This window comes from Streptomyces pseudoechinosporeus, from assembly GCF_054783935.1.
In genome coordinates, this window is the sequence record NZ_BAAGPS010000010.1 from 202959 (window position 1) to 220053 (window position 17095).

17 protein-coding genes are annotated in these 17095 nt (G+C 69.6%); 4 read left to right on the plus strand and 13 right to left on the minus strand.

Annotated elements, in window-relative coordinates; genetic code table 11:
* The first annotated feature begins 133 nt into the window (after positions 1-133).
* Complete coding sequence (locus tag ACYVO6_RS16140; protein ID WP_461061743.1) at positions 134-1315, plus strand: amidohydrolase family protein; 1182 nt, start codon at positions 134-136, stop codon at positions 1313-1315.
* A 39-nt stretch (positions 1316-1354) separates the two neighbouring features.
* On the opposite strand, the gene ACYVO6_RS16145 is transcribed toward ACYVO6_RS16140, so the two are convergent.
* The 5 genes from ACYVO6_RS16145 to ACYVO6_RS16165 are packed head-to-tail and all read right to left on the minus strand — an operon-like array spanning position 1355 to position 4788.
* A complete protein-coding gene (locus tag ACYVO6_RS16145) occupies positions 1355-2494 on the minus strand; it encodes a serine hydrolase domain-containing protein (protein ID WP_461061745.1) in 1140 nt (379 codons plus the stop codon).
* A 1-nt stretch (position 2495) separates the two neighbouring features.
* Positions 2496-2918, minus strand: a complete 423-nt coding sequence (locus ACYVO6_RS16150) for a MaoC family dehydratase (protein WP_461061747.1) — start codon at positions 2916-2918, stop codon at positions 2496-2498.
* Complete coding sequence (locus ACYVO6_RS16155; protein ID WP_461061749.1) at positions 2918-3394, minus strand: FAS1-like dehydratase domain-containing protein; 477 nt, start codon at positions 3392-3394, stop codon at positions 2918-2920. The genes ACYVO6_RS16150 and ACYVO6_RS16155 overlap by 1 nt, the downstream gene beginning before the upstream one ends.
* Before the next feature lie 49 nt (positions 3395-3443).
* On the minus strand, positions 3444-4289 hold the full coding sequence (locus ACYVO6_RS16160; protein ID WP_461061751.1) for an enoyl-CoA hydratase-related protein: 846 nt from the start codon (positions 4287-4289) through the stop codon (positions 3444-3446).
* A gap of 4 nt (positions 4290-4293) precedes the next feature.
* Complete coding sequence (locus ACYVO6_RS16165; protein WP_461061753.1) at positions 4294-4788, minus strand: PaaI family thioesterase; 495 nt, start codon at positions 4786-4788, stop codon at positions 4294-4296.
* Between the two features lie 143 nt (positions 4789-4931).
* Between ACYVO6_RS16165 and ACYVO6_RS16170 the strand changes: the two genes are divergently transcribed.
* Positions 4932-6143 (plus strand): CaiB/BaiF CoA transferase family protein, encoded by a 1212-nt coding sequence (locus ACYVO6_RS16170; protein ID WP_461061755.1) that lies wholly within the window; start codon positions 4932-4934, stop codon positions 6141-6143.
* A 6-nt stretch (positions 6144-6149) separates the two neighbouring features.
* On the opposite strand, the gene ACYVO6_RS16175 is transcribed toward ACYVO6_RS16170, so the two are convergent.
* The 5 genes from ACYVO6_RS16175 to ACYVO6_RS16195 all read right to left on the minus strand — a co-directional run bounded on the left by ACYVO6_RS16175 (position 6150) and on the right by ACYVO6_RS16195 (position 11513).
* Positions 6150-7730, minus strand: coding sequence for a class I adenylate-forming enzyme family protein (locus tag ACYVO6_RS16175; RefSeq protein WP_461061757.1), 1581 nt, complete (start codon positions 7728-7730; stop codon positions 6150-6152).
* Between the two features lie 156 nt (positions 7731-7886).
* Complete coding sequence (locus ACYVO6_RS16180) at positions 7887-8654, minus strand: SDR family NAD(P)-dependent oxidoreductase (RefSeq protein ID WP_461061759.1); 768 nt, start codon at positions 8652-8654, stop codon at positions 7887-7889.
* A complete protein-coding gene (locus tag ACYVO6_RS16185; RefSeq protein ID WP_461061761.1) occupies positions 8651-9181 on the minus strand; it encodes a nuclear transport factor 2 family protein in 531 nt (176 codons plus the stop codon). Before ACYVO6_RS16185 ends, ACYVO6_RS16180 begins: the two co-directional genes overlap by 4 nt.
* The gene (locus ACYVO6_RS16190; RefSeq protein ID WP_461061763.1) at positions 9178-10356 is read right to left on the minus strand and encodes an acyl-CoA dehydrogenase family protein; all 1179 of its coding nucleotides are present in this window, start codon (positions 10354-10356) and stop codon (positions 9178-9180) included. The genes ACYVO6_RS16185 and ACYVO6_RS16190 overlap by 4 nt, the downstream gene beginning before the upstream one ends.
* 38 nt (positions 10357-10394) lie before the next feature.
* Positions 10395-11513: an acyl-CoA dehydrogenase family protein gene (locus tag ACYVO6_RS16195; RefSeq protein WP_461061765.1), complete on the minus strand. Its 1119-nt coding sequence runs from the start codon at positions 11511-11513 to the stop codon at positions 10395-10397.
* Between the two features lie 95 nt (positions 11514-11608).
* Here ACYVO6_RS16195 and ACYVO6_RS16200 point away from each other — a divergent pair, with 95 nt between their 5' ends.
* Positions 11609-12448, plus strand: a complete 840-nt coding sequence (locus tag ACYVO6_RS16200; RefSeq protein WP_461061767.1) for an enoyl-CoA hydratase/isomerase family protein — start codon at positions 11609-11611, stop codon at positions 12446-12448.
* Positions 12449-12486: 38 nt separating this feature from the next.
* Positions 12487-12990: a MaoC family dehydratase gene (locus ACYVO6_RS16205; protein WP_461061769.1), complete on the plus strand. Its 504-nt coding sequence runs from the start codon at positions 12487-12489 to the stop codon at positions 12988-12990.
* On the opposite strand, the gene ACYVO6_RS16210 is transcribed toward ACYVO6_RS16205, so the two are convergent.
* The 3 genes from ACYVO6_RS16210 to ACYVO6_RS16220 form a co-directional block, all read right to left on the minus strand.
* Positions 12969-14378: a family 1 glycosylhydrolase gene (locus ACYVO6_RS16210; protein ID WP_461061771.1), complete on the minus strand. Its 1410-nt coding sequence runs from the start codon at positions 14376-14378 to the stop codon at positions 12969-12971. The genes ACYVO6_RS16205 and ACYVO6_RS16210 overlap by 22 nt on opposite strands.
* A gap of 170 nt (positions 14379-14548) precedes the next feature.
* Complete coding sequence (locus ACYVO6_RS16215) at positions 14549-16150, minus strand: GMC family oxidoreductase (RefSeq protein WP_461061773.1); 1602 nt, start codon at positions 16148-16150, stop codon at positions 14549-14551.
* Positions 16147-17031: a crotonase/enoyl-CoA hydratase family protein gene (locus ACYVO6_RS16220; protein WP_461061775.1), complete on the minus strand. Its 885-nt coding sequence runs from the start codon at positions 17029-17031 to the stop codon at positions 16147-16149. Before ACYVO6_RS16220 ends, ACYVO6_RS16215 begins: the two co-directional genes overlap by 4 nt.
* Positions 17032-17095 lie beyond the last annotated feature (64 nt).

Consider the following 17095-nt stretch of genomic DNA (forward strand, 5'->3'; position numbering starts at 1 on the left):
CCGCCGGCCGACCGGCGGGCCCGCGGCATTTCCGGTGACCACCGCTTCGGCCCCGCCACTCCCTTGCACTCTTGAAACAGTTAGATAATTATAGGAGGCGCACTGAATAGCTCTGGGTCGGGAGGCAACGGCGATGGCCGAACAGCGTAAGCGGATCTTCGACTGCGACCAGCACATGTACGAGGAGCGGGATTCCTTCACCCGCTACCTCCCCAAGGAGTACCTCGGTCAGGCCGTGGCCCCCGTGACGCTGCCGGACGGCCGTGAGGTCATCCTCGCGGGAGACAGGATCGTGGTCTGTCTGGAGCCGGAGTTCGGGCAGGTCTACCGGCCCGGCTCGCTCAAGGAGATGCTCAAGGCGATGGCCTCGGGCAACCCGGAGGAGACGTACCAGTTCGAGCCGATGCACGAGGCGTACCAGAACCGCGAGGCCCGGCTACGGGTCATGGACGAGCAGGGCCTGGACCAGACGATCATGTATCCGGGCGGCTGGGCCCTGGTCGCCGAGGAGTACGTACGCGGCATCGAGCCGCTCTACGCCAACTACCACTCGTTCAACCGCTACATGGACGAGGTCTGGGGCTTCAACCACCAGGACCGCATCTACTCCCCCGCCCTCCTCTCGCTGCGCGACCTCGACAGCGCGGTGAAGGAGCTGGAGTTCGTCCTGGAGAAGGGCGCCCGGTTCATCATGCTGCCGACGGGGCCGCAGTACGGCCGCTCACCGGGCGACCCGTACTTCGACCCGTTCTGGAAGCTGGTCAACGAGGCCAAGGCCAGCGTCTGCTACCACATCAGCGAGTTCTACTACAACTCGCACGTCGCCCCGGCCTGGGGCCATGACCCGAACCCGATCCACTTCCGTATGTCCGCCTGGCAGTGGATGAACACCTACGGCCAGCGCCCGATCGAGGAGACGCTCTCCGCGCTCATCTTCGACAATCTCTTCGAGCGTTTCCCCGACATCAACGTCCTGGTCTCGGAGTTCGGCGCCGAGTGGGTGCCGCACTTCGTCCGGCACATGGACAAGAGCCGGGGCATGGGCCGCAACGGGCCATGGATCGGGGGGCAGTTGGCGGAACGGCCCAGTCAGGTGTTCCGCAAGCACATCCGCGTGGTGCCCTACCCCGAGGACGACATCCCCAGCCTGGTGAAGCGGCTCGGCTACCACGAGTCGCTGGTCATGGGCTCGGACTACCCGCACGCCGAGGGCATCGCGAACCCTGCCGACTACCGCAAGCTCATCGCGGAGCTGGACGAGTCGGTGCAGGACGACATCATGTACAACAACGCCCAGCAGCTGGTGAGCCGCTGAGCGTTCAGTCCCGCAGTCCCCGCCTGGCGGCGGATCCGGTCAGGCGACCAGGTCCGCCGCCAGGTTCGCGATGTTGGTGAGCAGTGCGGTGCCGCGCCGTGAGTGGTCGTAACCGGCGAGCGGGTAGCCGTTGCTCAGCAGAACGAAGGACAGGCCCGTCTCCGGGTCCATGAAACCCAGTTGGTACGCCGCTCCGGCACTCCCGAAGAGCAACGGAGAGCCGGTGGACGGGAGTTGGCTTCCCGCGTCGGGGCCGACGACGGTGACGAACAGTCCCATGCTCGTACGCTTGCTGCCACCGCCGCCGTAGAGCTGGTCGCCGTAGGGATGCTCGGTCAGTCGGATCCTGGTTCCCTCGGCCACCACCTCCGGCTTCCACAGGCCCGAGTGCTCCAACGCCTGGAAGTACAGGGCGACATCGGCGGCGGTGGCGACAAGTGCGTGACTGGGTTCGCCCGCCGCCAGCACCCGTGGATCGGACAGGTACCAGGGTCCCCAGGGGTCGGGCTGTTCGTCGTCGCCGGTGCGGTCGGTGGCGGTCATCGGTGCGACCGTGTCGGGTTGCCGGTCGACGGGGACGCCCAGTTCGATCGAGGTCAGGCCCAGCGGCCGTACGATTCGCTCGCGCAGGTAGTCGGCGAAGGACAGCCCCGCACGCCGCTCGGTGATCTCGGCGATCAGCCAGGCGGCCGAGGTGAGATGGAACTGGAAGCGGCTGCCCGGCGGGTAGTCGAGACGCCAGCGGCCGAAGGCGGCGAGCCGCTGCTCACGGTCGAGCATCTTCGGGTAGCCGAGCGGTGCGAAGGGGAAGCCGGCGGTGTGGGTGAGCACCTGCTCGACCGTGACCGCCTCTTTCCCGTTCGGCGCGAACTCCGGGATGATCGCGGCGACTTGCTCACCGATGTCGAGCAGTCCGTCGCCCATCAGCTTCCACACGGCGCCGGCGACGATCGAGCGGCCGACGGACTGCAGGATGTAGCGGGTGTCGGGACCGGCGTCCCCCCAGGTCTCGTACGCCACCAGCCGGCCGCCCCGGGCGACGGCGACCTGCGCCGACGGAAGCGGGCCGTGCTCCACTTCGAGCCTGATGCGGCGCAGCAGCACGTCGAGCCTGTGCCGGTCGACGCCCACGGTCTCGGGCGCCACCGGCGAGTGGTCAACCCCCGACTGGTCGGGCATGTCAGGACTCCAGGCGGACCGTCGCGGTGCCGGTGACCACCTCGGCGCCGTGCTGGTTGACGGTACGCAGCGAGAACTGGGCGACCGGTCCGGCGGGCGTGTCCTCGACGGACTCGACGGTCGCCGTGGCGGTCAGGGTGTCGCCGGGCCAGACCTGCGCCTTGAAGCGCACGCCGTAACTCAGCAGCGGCTCGATGCCGACCCAGTCGGTGAGGACCCGTCCGGTCATGCCCATCGTCATCATGCCGTGGGCGAAGACCCCGGGGTAGCCGGCGGCTTCGGTCGCGAAGACGTGGTCGGTGTGGAGCGGGTTGAAGTCACCGGAGACGCCCGCGTACTGGACGATCCGTGTGCGCTTGAGATCGTCGACGAGCACGCTCTCGCGGCTCTCGCCGACCTTGATGTCATCCACGTGCGGGCTCATCAGGCGTCGTCCTTCCCGGTGGCACCGGTGGCCGGTTCCTCGGACTTGGGGGTGGCGGGGCCCTCGGGCACGACGGCCACGGTGCGGGCGCTGACGACCGGTTCGCCGTCGGCGTCCCGGTACTCGGTGATGCGTTCGCTGAACAGCAGGCGTCCCGTGCTGCCCTGCTTCTCCCAGCTGCGGCCCGGCACGGTGTGCGCGTACAGCGTCTCTCCGACGCGTACCGGACGGTGGTACTCGAAGTGCTGCTCGGCGTGCAGTCCTCCGCCGCCCTCCGGCATCACGCCCGGACCGGCCCCGGAGCCGAACCACTCCTGGCCGGGCTTCGGCCGCAGGTGGTAGTCGGGGTCGAAGTGGGCGCTCGCCCAGGTGAAGGTCGGCGGGGCGAGATGCTCGTACGCCGGGTTCTCGTCGCCGATGGCGCGGGCGAACATCATGATGTGCCCGGCCTCGACGGGGAACGGCTGCCCTGTCATCGTTCGTGCTCCTCGTGGTCAATAAGCGTCTGGCAGACGTCAGTTGGTGTCAGTACGGCAGGAACGCGTCGCGTGTCGCCTCGTCCGGGTCGAAGTCCGGGGGCAGTCCCTCGAACTTGGGCTCCCGCTTCTCCACGAAGCTCGCCACCCCTTCGCGGAAGTCCGGCGAGCCCGCGAAGAACTCCATCGCCGAGTAGCTGCGGGCCAGGGCGTCGGTGAAGCCGCGGTCGAGGTCGCCGTACACCTGGTGGCGTACGACGGCCATGGCGCGCGGGGAGCAGTTGCGGGCGATGTCGCGGGCGTACGCGCGGGCGGCGTCGAGGAGTTGGTCCGGTTCGACGACGCGGCTGACAAGCCCCAGCTCCTTGGCTTCGTCGGCGTCGAAGACGCGGCCGGAGAGCAGCAGATCGAGCGCGTTCTCCAGGCCGATGACGCGCGGCAGCACGTACGGCAGGTTGTACTCGCCGGCCAGTCCGCGCCGGGTGAAGGCGGTAGTGAAGCGGGCGCCGCGGGCGGCGAACCGTACGTCGCAGATGAGCGCCTGGATGAGGCCGATGCCCGCGCAGGCGCCGTTGACGGCGGCGATCAGGGGCTTCGGCATGTTCCGTCGGCTGTACATGGGCACGCGTGCCTGGAGGTTGAGGGACTGGCCGGGCTGGGCGTTCTGCTCAAGGCGCTGGACGTCCATCCCGGGGCAGAACGCCCTGCCCGCCCCGGTGATGATGACCACGCGGACGGCGGGGTCGGCGGCGGCCTCGTCCAGGAGCGCGAAGAAGCGTCGCTCCATCGGGATGCTCCACGCGTTCTTGCGCTCAGGCCGGTTGAGGGTCACGGTGGCGACACCGTCCTCGTCGACCTCGTACAACACCAGGTCTTCTGTGGGCTGTTCAGTCATCGTGTCACTCCTCGGCAAAGGGTTCGACGGGGTCGCCGACGCCGGCTCGCTCCCCGGAGATGCTCACCACCACCTGGCCCCGGGCGCAGACCCGGCCGTCCGGCATACGTACGTCGACCTCGGCGAAGTGCAGTCGACTCCCGCGTCGGACGCAGCGCGCGTACGCGATGGCCTCGTGGCCGCGCGCGGGCGCGAGGTACTGCACCGACATGGAGACGGTGCTGAGCAGGCTGCCCTTGGTGAAGTCATGGCCGGCGATCACAGCTCCCGAGCCCGCGGTGTCGATCAGCGCCGAGACGACTCCGCCGTGGAAGACGCCTTCGTGGGCCGAGAGCGCCTCGGTGAAGGGCAGCGTCATCTCGATGCCGTCCGGGTCCCAGCGCAGGACGCGCATACCGGCGCTGCGGTTGAACTTGACCCCGCGTTCCCAGCGAGCCCGGAACCACTCGCGGCGCTCGCGTTGTTCCTGGTCGGTGAGGGTCCTCGCCGTGACGGTCATCCGCGCACCTTCCAGTCTCCGGCTCCGCAACCCAGCGCCATATAGTTACATGATTTGGATAGTTGAAGCAATCATGAGGCCGCACTCCGCGCCTCCCGTATGTATTATTTATATAACTCATTCACCTTGAACGGGAGGCCTTGATGCCGTCGACCGCCCTGGCCGGGATCCGCGTCCTCGATCTGTCCCGTATCCTCGCGGCGCCACTCGCCACCCAGACGCTGGCCGATCTGGGCGCGGAGGTGATCAAGGTCGAGCGCCCCGGAGTCGGCGACGACTCACGGACGTACGGGCCTCCGTTCCTCACCGACCGCAGCGGCGAGCCGACGGACACCGCCGCGTTCTTCCTCGCCTGCAACCGCAACAAGAAGTCGGTCACCGTCAACCACGCCACCGCCGAGGGGCAGGAGCTGATCCGCGCCCTGGCCGCGCGCTCGGACGTCGTCGTCGAGAACTTCCGCGCGGGCACGCTGGCGAAGTACGGCCTCGACCAGGAGAGCCTGCGCGCACTCAACCCCCGGCTGGTCTACCTCTCCGTCACCGGCTTCGGACAGACCGGCCCGTACGCCGAGCGCCCCGGCTACGACGGCATCTTCCAGGCCATGTCCGGAATGATGAGCGTCTCAGGGCATCCGGAGGAGCCGATGAAGGTCGGCATCAGCATGATCGACATCCTCACCGGGCTCTACGCGTCCACCGCCATCCTCGCGGCCCTGCGGCACCGGGACGCCACCGGCGAGGGCCAGTTCATCGACCTGTCCCTGCTGGACTGCGGGCTCGCCACGCTCTCGCACTTCGCGATGAACTACCTGGTCTCCGGCGAGGTCCCGCGACGCCGGGCCAACGGCGGCTACGGCGGGATCCCGTCCCAGGCGTTCCAGTGCGAGGACAAGCCCATCTTTGTCGTCGCCGGCAACGACAAGCAGTTCGCGGCCTTCTGCGCGGCGGTCGACCACGGCGAACTGCTCCAGGATCCGCGGTTCGCCACGACCGCCGCACGGATCACCCACCGGGACGAGATCGTGCCCGTACTGGAGGAGATCCTGCGGACCAGAACCCGGGACGAGTGGCTGGCCGCGTTCGACGCGCACGACGTTCCGGCCGGCCCGATCAACGAACTGCCCGAGGTCTTCGCCGATCCGCAGGTCCAGCACCGGGAGATGCTGCTGGAGGTCGAGGACCCGGTGTCGGGGCGGCTGCCGCTCCTCGCCAACCCCATCCGACTCTCGGCGACTCCTGTCGAGGATTACGCCCCGCCGCCCTCGCTGGGCGAGCACACCGCCGAAATCCTGGGCCGACTGGCCGGGGTGACGGAGGATCAGCTCGTCGAGCTGCGGGCGCGGGGCGTCGTATGACGCTTCTCAGGAGGCCGGTTCGGTACCGGGCACCTGGGACAGCAGCGCGCGCTTGTCCGGCTTGCCGCTCGGCGCCACGGGCACCTGTGTCACCACGGTGATCGTGGCGGGGACGCTCGCCTCGCCCAGCTCGGCCGCGACGAGCGCGCGCAGGGCGGCGGCGTCCGGCTCGCGGCCCTCGGCCGGGACGACGAAGGCGTGCGCGGCCTCTCCGGTGGCGTCGTCCGGCGCGGCGACGACGTACGCCTCGCCGACGTCGGGATGGGCCTCCAGCGCGCGTTCGATCGCCCCGGCGTAGTACACGATCGCGTTGATGATGACCACGTCACGGGCCCGCCCGGTCAGCCGCAGGAAGCCTCGGTCGTCGAGGTGTCCGATGTCGCGGGTGCGTACCCAGCCGTCCCGCAGAACCTCCGCAGTCTGCTCCTCGTCCTTCCAGTAACCCGTCATCGCGGAGTCGGTACGCACCCAGATCTCGCCCGTCGTTCCGACGGGCACCGGTCGCAGTTCGGGATCGCGGATGTCGATCTCCACGCCGGACCACGCCCGGCCCACGGAGTCGTACACGCCGTCCGCCCACTCGGCCATGTCGTCCGGGGTGAGGATGCTGATCACCCCGGCCTCCGTCTGCCCGTACCCGTGGTGGACCACGGGACCCAGCCGCCGGGTCGCCTCCGCGAGCCGCTGCGGGGCGAGCGCGGAACCGGCCACGAGCAGGGCCCGCAGGCTGCTGGTGTCGATCCGGTCGGTGCGCAGGATGTCGAGCACGTGGTACAGCCGGGGAACGGTCAGCAAGCTCGCGGTGATCCGGTGACGCTCGAAGACCTGCGGGAAGGTGAGCGGCGGCTCGGGGATGACCGCGGTGCCGCCGCCCAGCAGACACAGCCCGAGGTGCTCGAAGATCACCTGGCTGGTCAGGGTGCCGAAGAGCAGGAACCGCTCGTAGCCCGCCGCGAGTCGCGCGGTCCGCTCGGTCCAACTCGCGGGCTGCCACGCCCAGTTGTAGCTGAGCGTCTCGTACGTATGCGTACAGCCCTTGGGCCGTCCCGTGCTGCCGCTGGTCAACGTCACCATGGCGAGGTCGCCGGGACGCCCCTGGGCGAGCAGTTCTCCCTTGGGCGCCGGGTGGGCGTCGAGGAGATCCGGTCCAAGCCGCAACACCTGAATGCCGCCTGCCGCTTTCAGCAGTTCGGCGTCCGCGCCGGTCTCGTCGGCCACGACGGCGTCGATGCCGTCGGAGAGTACGTACGCCAGATGGGCCGGGGTCATCCCGGGCCGCAGACCGGTCACCCGGCAGCCCGCCAGATACGCCGCGATGAGCAGCGCGAATCCCTCGGGCGTCACGTCCGTGGCCACGGCGACCGACTGCCCCCGTCCGAGGCCGGCCGCCCGCAGCCCGTCTGCGCACCGGCCGATCAGGTCCAGCACCTCGCCTCGTGGGACGGGGCGCCCCTGGTATTCGAAGGCGGGCAGGTCAGGCCGTGCGCGGAAGGCGTCGATGAGGGCTTGGGGGAAAGGCGACGCGTCGAAAGGGGTGTGTTTGCGGCCGGACGTGTGATCGGACGGGCTCGTCAACGCTGCATCCATGGGCGTCTCCGCTCGGGGCGTGGGGGCCGGCTGGGACGGGTCGATCAGTGCCGCAGGTGCGGCGCCGCCACGATACGACGGGGCGGCGCGCCCGCAGCCCGTTTTAGAATTCAAACACATTCGGCAGCTCGTACTCCGGCCGTACCAGCGCACGCCTCATCCGATCAGCGTCCGGCCGCCCTCCAGCATCAGCGTCGCGCCGGTCAGATAGGCCATGTCGTCGCTGACCAGCGCGGCCACGGCCCGGCCGATGTCCGTCTCGGGGTCGCCGAGGCGGCCCAGCGGGATCCCGGCGTACAGCGGTCCGGCCTTCTCCGGGTGGGCGGCGAGGTAGTCCTCCGCGGCCGGGCTCAGGGCGGCCGGGCAGACTACGTTGACCCGGATTCCGTACGCTCCCCACTCCCGCGCGGCCACCCGGCTCAGCCCGCGGATCGCCTCCTTGGCCATCGCGTACGCCCCGAACGTCGGATCGCCCTGCACCGCGGCGGAGGAGCCGAGATTCACGACGCTGCCCCGGCTCTCCTTGAGGTGGGGCAGGGCAGACTGCATCGCGTGGAAGGTCGCCAACGGGCCGCTGCGGTAGGTGAATTCGACATCGTCGTACGAGGTCTTCTCCAGCTTGCGCTGCACCGACGACTGCGCGTTGTTGACGAGGACGTCCAGCGCGCCGAACTCCCTTACCGTCTCCGCCACCATGCGGTCGACGTCGTCACGCTCGCCCACGTCCCCGGCCACGGTGTGTGCCCGCCCGCCGCGCTCGGCGATCTCGGCGGCCGTGTCCTTCAACTTGCTTTCGGTACGGCCCGAGATCACCACCGCCGCACCCTCGGCGGCCAGCGCGAGCGCGATCCCGCGTCCCACGCCCTGTCCGCTTCCGGTGACCAGCGCCACCTTCCCGGCCAGCCGCGTACGTCGCTCCGTCACGTCGTCTCCTTCCAGAAGGGTGCCCATGAGGGAAAGGCGTCCGGCAGCGCCGGATTTCCGGCACCCGACCAGCCCTTGAAGTCCACCGCTTGGGGCCGCTCGGTGACATCGGCCGCGTACCAGTGCTGTTCACGGCGGCGGGAGAAGTACCACTCGCCGTCCACCCGCGCGTACTCGTCCCAGTAGCAGATCGCCATCACGATCCACCGCTCCCCCACCTCGTGCTCGGCCCGGCAGTAGACCGCGCCGGTCGCGGTGTCGCGGCCGGTGAACTCGATGCGGTGGCCGCAGATCTGGTGAACGGAGCGGTGGAAGCCGCGTAGTTGGGGCTCGATGTGGTCGCGCAGGACCTGCCGGCCGCGGCCGTGGCGGCCCATGTCGACATCGGGGCGGAAGCAGCCGGTCCAGGCGTCGAGGTCGCGGGCGTCCACGGCGAGGGCGTAGCGGATGGGGAGTTGCTGGATGGCGAGCTGCGATTCGATGCGGTCGATGCGGTCCTCGAGAGCTCGGATGTCGGTTGGGCTCATGGCCGTGGGTCCTTGGGCAGGCCGAGGAGTTGCTCGCCGATGATGTTGCGCTGGATCTCGCTGGAGCCGCCGTAGATGGTCTCCGCGAGGGAGAGCAGGAACGAGCGCTGCCGGGTGTCAAGTTCGTAGTCCTCGCCGATGATCTGTCCGGCCGGTCCCGCCAACTCCATGGCGAGATGGCCCAGTTGCTGGTGTCGCGTCGAGGCGTACAGCTTCGCCGTGGTGGACTGCGCTCCGGGTGTGCGGCCCGCGATCAGTTCGGCGACGGTCCGCATGTTGGTGGTGCGCATGATGCGTACGGAGATCCAGGCGTCCACGATCCGGCGGCGCAGCATGAGGTCGTGCAACGCGCCGCGTTCGCGGGCCAGCTCGATCAGGGCGTCGGCCTCCCGCTCGAAGGTGAGCTGCTGGGGCAGGAGCGTGGTGCCGCGTTCGATACCGAGGGTGCCCATCGCGGTGCGCCAGCCCTGGCCTACCTCGCCCACCACCATGCCCGCGCCGGTGCGGGCGTCGGAGAAGAAGACCTCGGCGAACTCGTCCTGGCCCGCCAGGTTGCGGATGGGCCGGATGTCCACGCCCGGCTGGTCGGCGGGCACGAGCAACATGCTCAGTCCCTTGTGCCGCTGGGAGTCCGGATCGGTGCGGACGAGGACGTAAAGCCAGTCGGCGTGGATCCCGAAGGAGGTCCACACCTTCTGTCCGTTGACCACCCAGTCGTCGCCGTCCCGCTCGGCGCGCGTACGTACGGACGCCAGATCGGAACCGGCGCCCGGTTCGCTGAAGCCCTGCCCCCACAGCTCCTCGACCGCGAGGATCGGCGGCAGGAAGCGTTTCTTCTGCTCCTCGCTGCCCATCGCGAGCAGCATCGGGCCGAGCAGGTCGAGGGCGTTGCCGGTCGCGCGGTACGGGGCGTTGGCCCGCGCGTACTCGTACTCGAAGACGATCTCCTCAAGGAGTCCGAGCCCCCTGCCACCGTATTCTTGCGGCCAGCTGATGCCCAGCCAGTTCCCGGCGGACAGCTCGCGGTCCCAGGCCAGCCGGACCTCCCAGGCGGCGCCGTCGGTGGGACCGCCGACGCCCCGGTGTGCGGCGAACTCGCCCACCAGGTGCTCGGCCAGCCAGTCGCGCAGCTCGTCCCGGAAGTCCCGTACGGCGGGCCCGAAGTCCAGCTCCATTGCGTGCTCTCTTCCGCGTGGGTTCAGATCGCGTGGGTTCAGATGCCGAGCCGGGTGGCGAGTAGCTCCCGGTGGTACGAGGGCGTGCCGAGCAGCACCTCGGAGCTCTTGGCCCGCTTGAAGTAGAGGTGCGCGGGGTGCTCCCAGGTGAAGCCGATCCCGCCGTGCACCTGGATGTTCTCGCTCGCGACCACGGCGTACGCCTCCGAGCAGAAGGCCTGGGCGAGGGCCGCGGCGATCGCGATCTCCGCCTCGTCTCCCGCGTCGAGCGCCCACAGCCCGCCGTACGCAGCCGAGCGGGCCGACTCGATCTCGACCAGCATGTCGGCGCACTTGTGCTTGATCCCCTGGAACGAGCCGATGGCCCGGCCGTACTGGACGCGGATCTTGGCGTACGCCACGGCGGCGTCCAGTGCGGCGGCGGCTCCCCCGACCTGTTCGGCGGCCAGGAGTACGGAGGCGGTGGCGAGGGTACGCTCGATCGCCGGCCAGGCCGCGCCCTCGGTGCCCAGCAGCCGGGCGGGGGTGTCGGCGAAGTCGAGCTGTGCCTGCTTGCGGGTCTGGTCGAGGGTGGGGAGCGCGGTGCGGGTGACGCCAGGCGCCTTGCCCTCGACGGCGAAGAGGCTGACGCCGGAGGGCGTGCGGGCGGCGACCAGCAGCAGATCGGCGAGGTGGCCGTCGGGGACATACGTCTTCATGCCGGTCAGTCGCCAACTCCCCGCTGTATCAGAGGCGTTGAGCTGGATGCCCGGCTCGTCCCAGCGGCCGGCCGCCTCGGTCAGGGCAAGGGTGGCCATGGTGTCGCCGGAGACGATGCCCGGCAGGTAGTCGTGGCGGGCCGCTTCGTCGTCGCAGCGCAGGAGTGCCTCGGCGGCCAGGGCCACGGTGGCGAAGTAGGGGGCGCAGAGCAGGGCGCGGCCCGTCTCCTCGAAGACGATGCCGAGTTCGGCGTAACCGAAGCCCGAACCGCCGTATTCCTCGGGGATGGCGAGCCCTTGGAGGCCGAGTTCCGTGGCCATCCGTCGCCATACGACCCGGTCGTAGCCCTTCGGGTCGGCGGCCAGGCGGCGTACGTCGGCCTCGGTGGAGTGTCTGGCGAGGAAGGAGCGGACGACCTTGCGCAGCTCGTCCTGCTCCTCGCCGAAGGTGAGATCCATGGCCGCCTTCCCGTCCCCGGTGCTGCCCGCTACCCGGTGTTGCCCGCGTGCTAGCCATTCACGATACAGTTAGATAATTATAGTATCCACACTGAATGAACCAGGGGTGCGATGTGACCGACCGCTATGACGCGTTCACGAGCCTGACCTTCGAGCGGCCCGCGCCCGGAGTCCTCCGCATCGTGCTGGACGGCCCGAATCTCAACGCGGTCGATCCGCGGATGCACGGTGAACTGGCCGACATCTGGCCGGTGATCGACCGGGACGAGGAGACCCGCGCGGTGCTGGTCCAGGGCGCCGGCAAGGCGTTCTCGGCGGGCGGGACCTTCGACTCCATCGAGGCCCTGACCGAGGAGTACTCGGTGCGCGCCCGGGTGATGCGGGAGGCCCGGGACATGGTGTACGGGGTGATCAACTGCTCCAAGCCGGTGGTCTCCGCGATCCACGGCCCGGCCGTGGGCGCGGGCCTGGTCATCGGCATGCTGGCCGACATCTCCGTCGCCGGACGCAGGGCGAAGATCGTCGACGGGCACACCCGGCTCGGGGTCGCGGCCGGTGACCACGCGGCGATCTGCTGGCCGCTGCTGTGCGGGATGGCCAAGGCCAAGTACTACCTGCTGACCTGCGAGGCGCTCACGGGTGCGGAGGCCGAGCGCATCGGTCTGGTCTCCAAGTGCGTGGACGACGAGCAGGTGCACGCCGAGGGCCTGCGCATCGCGACGACCCTCGCGGCCGGTTCCGCCAGTGCCATCAGCTGGACGAAGCGGTCCCTCAACCACTGGTACCGCACGGCCCAGCCGATCTTCGAGGCCTCGCTCGGCCTGGAGTTCTTCGGGTTCGGGGGACACGAGGTCATGGAAGGTCTCGCCGCCCACCGGGAGAAGCGCGCCCCGGACTTCGAGGGCGTGGCCGACAAGCACCCGATCGATCTCTGACCTACGTCTCTGACCCACGGATGCATGAGGAGCCCGCGATGACGTCCGAGCACACCACCGCCACCGAAATCCCCCCGCTGGTAAGGGGGTTGACCTACGAGGACATGCCGAAGGGCCAGATCTTCCGGACCGCCCGCCGCACCATCACCGAGACCGATCTGGTCAACTTCATCACCTGGGGCGGCTTCAACGAGCCGCTCTTCTGGGACGCCACGCACGCTGCGGAGGGCGGTTACACGGGACGGCTCGTCCCGGGCGGGCTGACGTACTGCATCGCCGAAGGTCTCGTCCTGCAGACGAACGTGCTGCACGGCACCGGTCTGGCCTTCATGCACATGGAACTGACCGTGCAACGGCCCGTGTACGTCGGGGACACCCTGTACGCCGTCGTGGAGACGACCGAGTCCCGCCCGTCGAGCAAGCCCGGCCGCGGCGTCGTGACCAGCCGGATCACCGTACGCAACCAGCGCGACGAGGACGTGCTCGTCTACACCCCCGTGCGGCTGATCCGCGGCAAGGACTACGGGGCCACGACGCTCTGAGCGCGGGCAGCGGCGGACGGCACCAGGGCGAGACCGGCCGGGTGCCGACAGGCCCCGTCCGCCCCGCCGAACGTCTTGGTGCGCACCCAGTCCGAGGGGATCGGCGGCTGCGGCGGAAGTTCGTGGTCCGGTACGGCCATGGCGTAGAGCCGGCTGTAGCGGAACTTCGCCTCCAGGTCGTCGAGCACCGACCAGTACTCGTAGCCGTGCACGTCGACACCCCGGGCGATCACGCCGCCCAGCCAGGTGAGCCTGGCCCGCAGCAGGGCCCGGCGCCGGGCGTCGTCGCAGCGTCCCTCGTCGTCGACCAGGTCCAGATCGCCCATGCCGTTGTCGACGATGGACAGGGGCGGCAGGAGCTCTCCGTACAGGTCGTGCAGGCCCGCGACGGCGTCGGCGAGCGCCTCCGGGACGATGGGCCAGCCGTACGCGGTCGTCTGTACGTCCTCGAAGGGGATCACCGCGAATCCGAGGCCCACGAGCAGCCGGTTCACTTCGTTGAGGGCGTGGAAGCGGATCATGGCCGGAAGTACTCGGGCCAGGTTCTCGGGTGCCGTGACGCGGAAGGGCGAGGTCCAGGACAGGCCCAGCAGGTCCTGTGCGGTGGCGATGGTCTCCAGGTCGCCGGGGCGTACGCAGCCGGTCGCCTCGATCGGCGAGAGGTCGTCCTCGGTGACCATGTGCTCGCCGAGGAGCAGCGGGTCGAGGAAGAGGCGGTTGGTCCAGCTCTCCAGACGCTCCACGGCGAGGCGGTCGTACGGGTCGTCGGTGGCCGCGTGTCCGCCGACGAGCGTGACCGTGGTCCCGATGCGGCCGTTGACGCCGACCGCTCGGAGCGCCTGGGTCGCGAGCCCGTTGGCCAGCAGTACATGGTGGACCGCGGGCATGCCGGCCATGCCGGCGCGGCGGTCGGCGCAGTACATTCCGGCCACGCGATCCGCGAGCGAGGGGCGCGCCAGATCGGTGGAGGTGATCCAGCGGGTGACCCGGTCACCGAAGCGGCGGCCCATCTCGGCGGCGTACTCGGCGAAGTACTGCGCGGTTCCGCGATCCAGCCAGCCTCCGGAGGCTTCCAGCCAGGGCGGCAGCGCGAGGTTGAGCAGGGTGAGGCCGGGCCGCAGGCCCTGGGCGAGCAGGGAGTCGAGCGTACGGTCGCAGCGGTCCAGGGCTGCGCGGTCCCAACTGCCGGGGCCGTCGGGCTGGAGCTGTGGCCAGCCCGCGACCGCCCTGTACGTCGTCGCATCGGCTCCGACCAGCTGGTGGATGTCGTCGGTCCACTGCTGGAAGTGCCCGCCGCTGTCCGTCGGGGGCTGGGGCGCCGCGACACTGCCGGCGGTGGCGACCCCCCATTCGACACCACGAAGAGACTCGTACAGACCATCGTTCATGGTCACCGTCCGGGCGATGAATGATATAGCGCATTCAACTGAATGACCGCCGTCGGGACCGTAACACTTCGGGGAGACTACGACAATGTTTCGGCCATATCTCCGTCGTCGGATCCGTCGTATTCGTCGCTTCCGGGCACGGCGCGGTATCCGCGCAACGTGCCCCCTACTCACCCCCGGTCGAGGATGAAGTCCGACGCTCGCCAGGCCATCGCCATGATCGGTCCGTTGAGATTGCCGGACACCATGGTCGGCATCACCGAGCAGTCGACGACCCGCAGAGCCTCCACACCGCGCACGCGCAGCTGCGAGTCGACGACGTCGTCCTCGGCCGGCCCCATCGCGCAGGTGCCGACGGCGTGGTAGCCGCAACGGCCGTGGTCGAGCCCGGCGTCGATGATCTCCTGGTCGTCCCGTACGCCCGGCCCCGGCAGGGTTTCCGACCGGATCCGGCCGGCGATCGGCTCGGCCTCGAAGAGCTCCCGCATCCTGCGGAAGAGAGCCGTGCCCACCGTGCGGTCGTGCTCGGACCCGTAGTAGTTCGGCGTGATGGTGAGCGGCGCCTCGGGGTCGTCCGAGGTGATGTGCAGGCTTCCTTCGGCGGTGGGCCGCAGGATGTATCCGAGGCCCATCACCCCGGGCTCGGACTCGACTTCGGTCTCCTTGCCGGGGACCTCCGGCGCCAGGGAGACCGGCGCTATCAGCAACTGTGCGTCGGGGCGCGGCAGTTCGAGTCGCGTCTTGAAGAAGGCGATCACGTCGAAGGCCGGCGCGGCCAGCGGTCCCCGGCGTCGCGTCAGGTACTTCACTCCGGAGAGGGCCTGCCGCAGCGGGCTGCTGAGCGCCTTGTTGTAGCCGAGGTTGTCGGTCAGCCGGTACTGAACGACGAAACAGCGGTGTTCGCGCAGCCTGCCGCCCACATGCGGACTGTCGACCAGGACGTCGACGCCCGCCGCCTTCAGCGTCCCGGCCGGACCGATGCCCGACAGCTGGAGGATCTTCGGCGTGGCGATGCTTCCCGCGGACAGGATCACTTCGCGCCGGGCGCGGGCGTCGGTTTCCTGTCCCTTGTGCCGGGTGCGTACGCCGACGGCCCTGCCGTTCTCGATCAGGACCTTGGTGACCTCGGTGTCCACGGCCACCGTCAGATTCGTACGGTCCTCGACCGGGTGCAGGAAGGCGCGCGCCGCGCTGAACCGCTGCCCCTTCTTGATGGTGGCCATGGCATAGCCGATGCGTTCGTCGTCGCTCGCGTTGAGATCGTCCGTACGTCTCCAGCCGAGCTCGGCACCGGCCGCGATGGCCTCTTCGCAGAGCGGCTCCAGCTCCGGCGCGGTGGAGATGTGCAGCGGTCCGCCGGCTCCGCGGGCGTCCGAGGCGCCGAGTTCGTTGTTCTCGATCCGCTTGAAGACCGGCAGCATCGTGTCCCAGCCCCAGCCGGGGTTGCCGAGCCGCTCCAGTTCGTCGTAGTCGGCGCGGTCACCGCGGTTGTAGACCATGCCGTTGACCGAGCTCGATCCGCCGAGCGCCTTGCCCCGGGCCCACTGCTCGATGCGACGGCTCGGGCCCACCGGCTCGACGGGGTAGTGCCAGGTGAACCGGGGATCTCCGAGCAGCTTGCCGAACCCCTTGGGCATCTTGATCAGCGGGCTGGAGTCCTTGCCCCCGGCCTCGATCAGCAGCACGGTCGTCTTCGGGTCCGCGGAGAGGCGGTTGGCGAGTACGCAGCCCGCGGAGCCCGCGCCCACGACGATGTAGTCGAAGTCCGTCATTCGCTCTCCCCTTCCCGCTCCCCGAGGGGGCGGAACTCCTCGTCCTGCCACCAGGGGTAGACCGGCGGCATGTCCTTGCTCACCCGGCCCGGGAACTCGGGTGGGCGCTTGGCGAGGAAGGACTCGATGCCCTCTGTGGGGTCCGGGCCGCCGCCGATCTGGCTCATGATGCGGGAGTCGAGCCGGTGCGCGGTCATGGGGTGGGGCTCGCCGAGCATGCGCCACATCATCTGCCGGGACAGGGCGACGGAGACCGCCGAGGTGTTCTGGGCGATCTCACGGGCGAGTTCGTACGCCGCCGGGAGCAGCTCCTCCGGCGGGTGGACGGAGCGGACCAGACCGGCCGCCAGCGCCTCGTCGGGGCCGAAGACGCGGCCCGTCGCCACCCACTCCATGGCCCGCTGCATGCCCACGGCCCGCGGCAGGAACCAGCTCGCGGCCGACTCCGGCACGATGCCGCGACGCGCGAAGACGAAGCCGAACTTCGCGGAGGCGGAGGCCAGCCGGATGTCCATCGGCAGCGTCATGCTCGCGCCCACGCCCGCCGCAGGGCCGTTGATCGCGGCGATGACCGGCTTGGTGCAGGAGAACAGCCGCAGGGCCACCTGACCGCCGGTGTCCCGATGCCAGGCACCCGCCCTGCGGTGGTCGAAGGAGCCGCCGCCGGAACTGACGTCGGCGCCCGCGCAGAAGCCCCGTCCGGCACCGGTCACGACGATCACGCGTACGTCGTCGTCGGCGTCGGCGGAATCCAGTACGTCGATGAGGTCCCGCATCATCTGCGGATTGAAGGCGTTCAGCTTCTCCGGCTGGTTGAGCGTGACGGTGAGAACGCGGTCCGCCACTTCGGCTCGTACGGTCTCGTACTCCTGCTCCGGCATGCGCGTCCTCCGCGGTCGATCGCCGTGACGGTTCCCAGTCAGCTTAATTAGTTATAGCATTCAA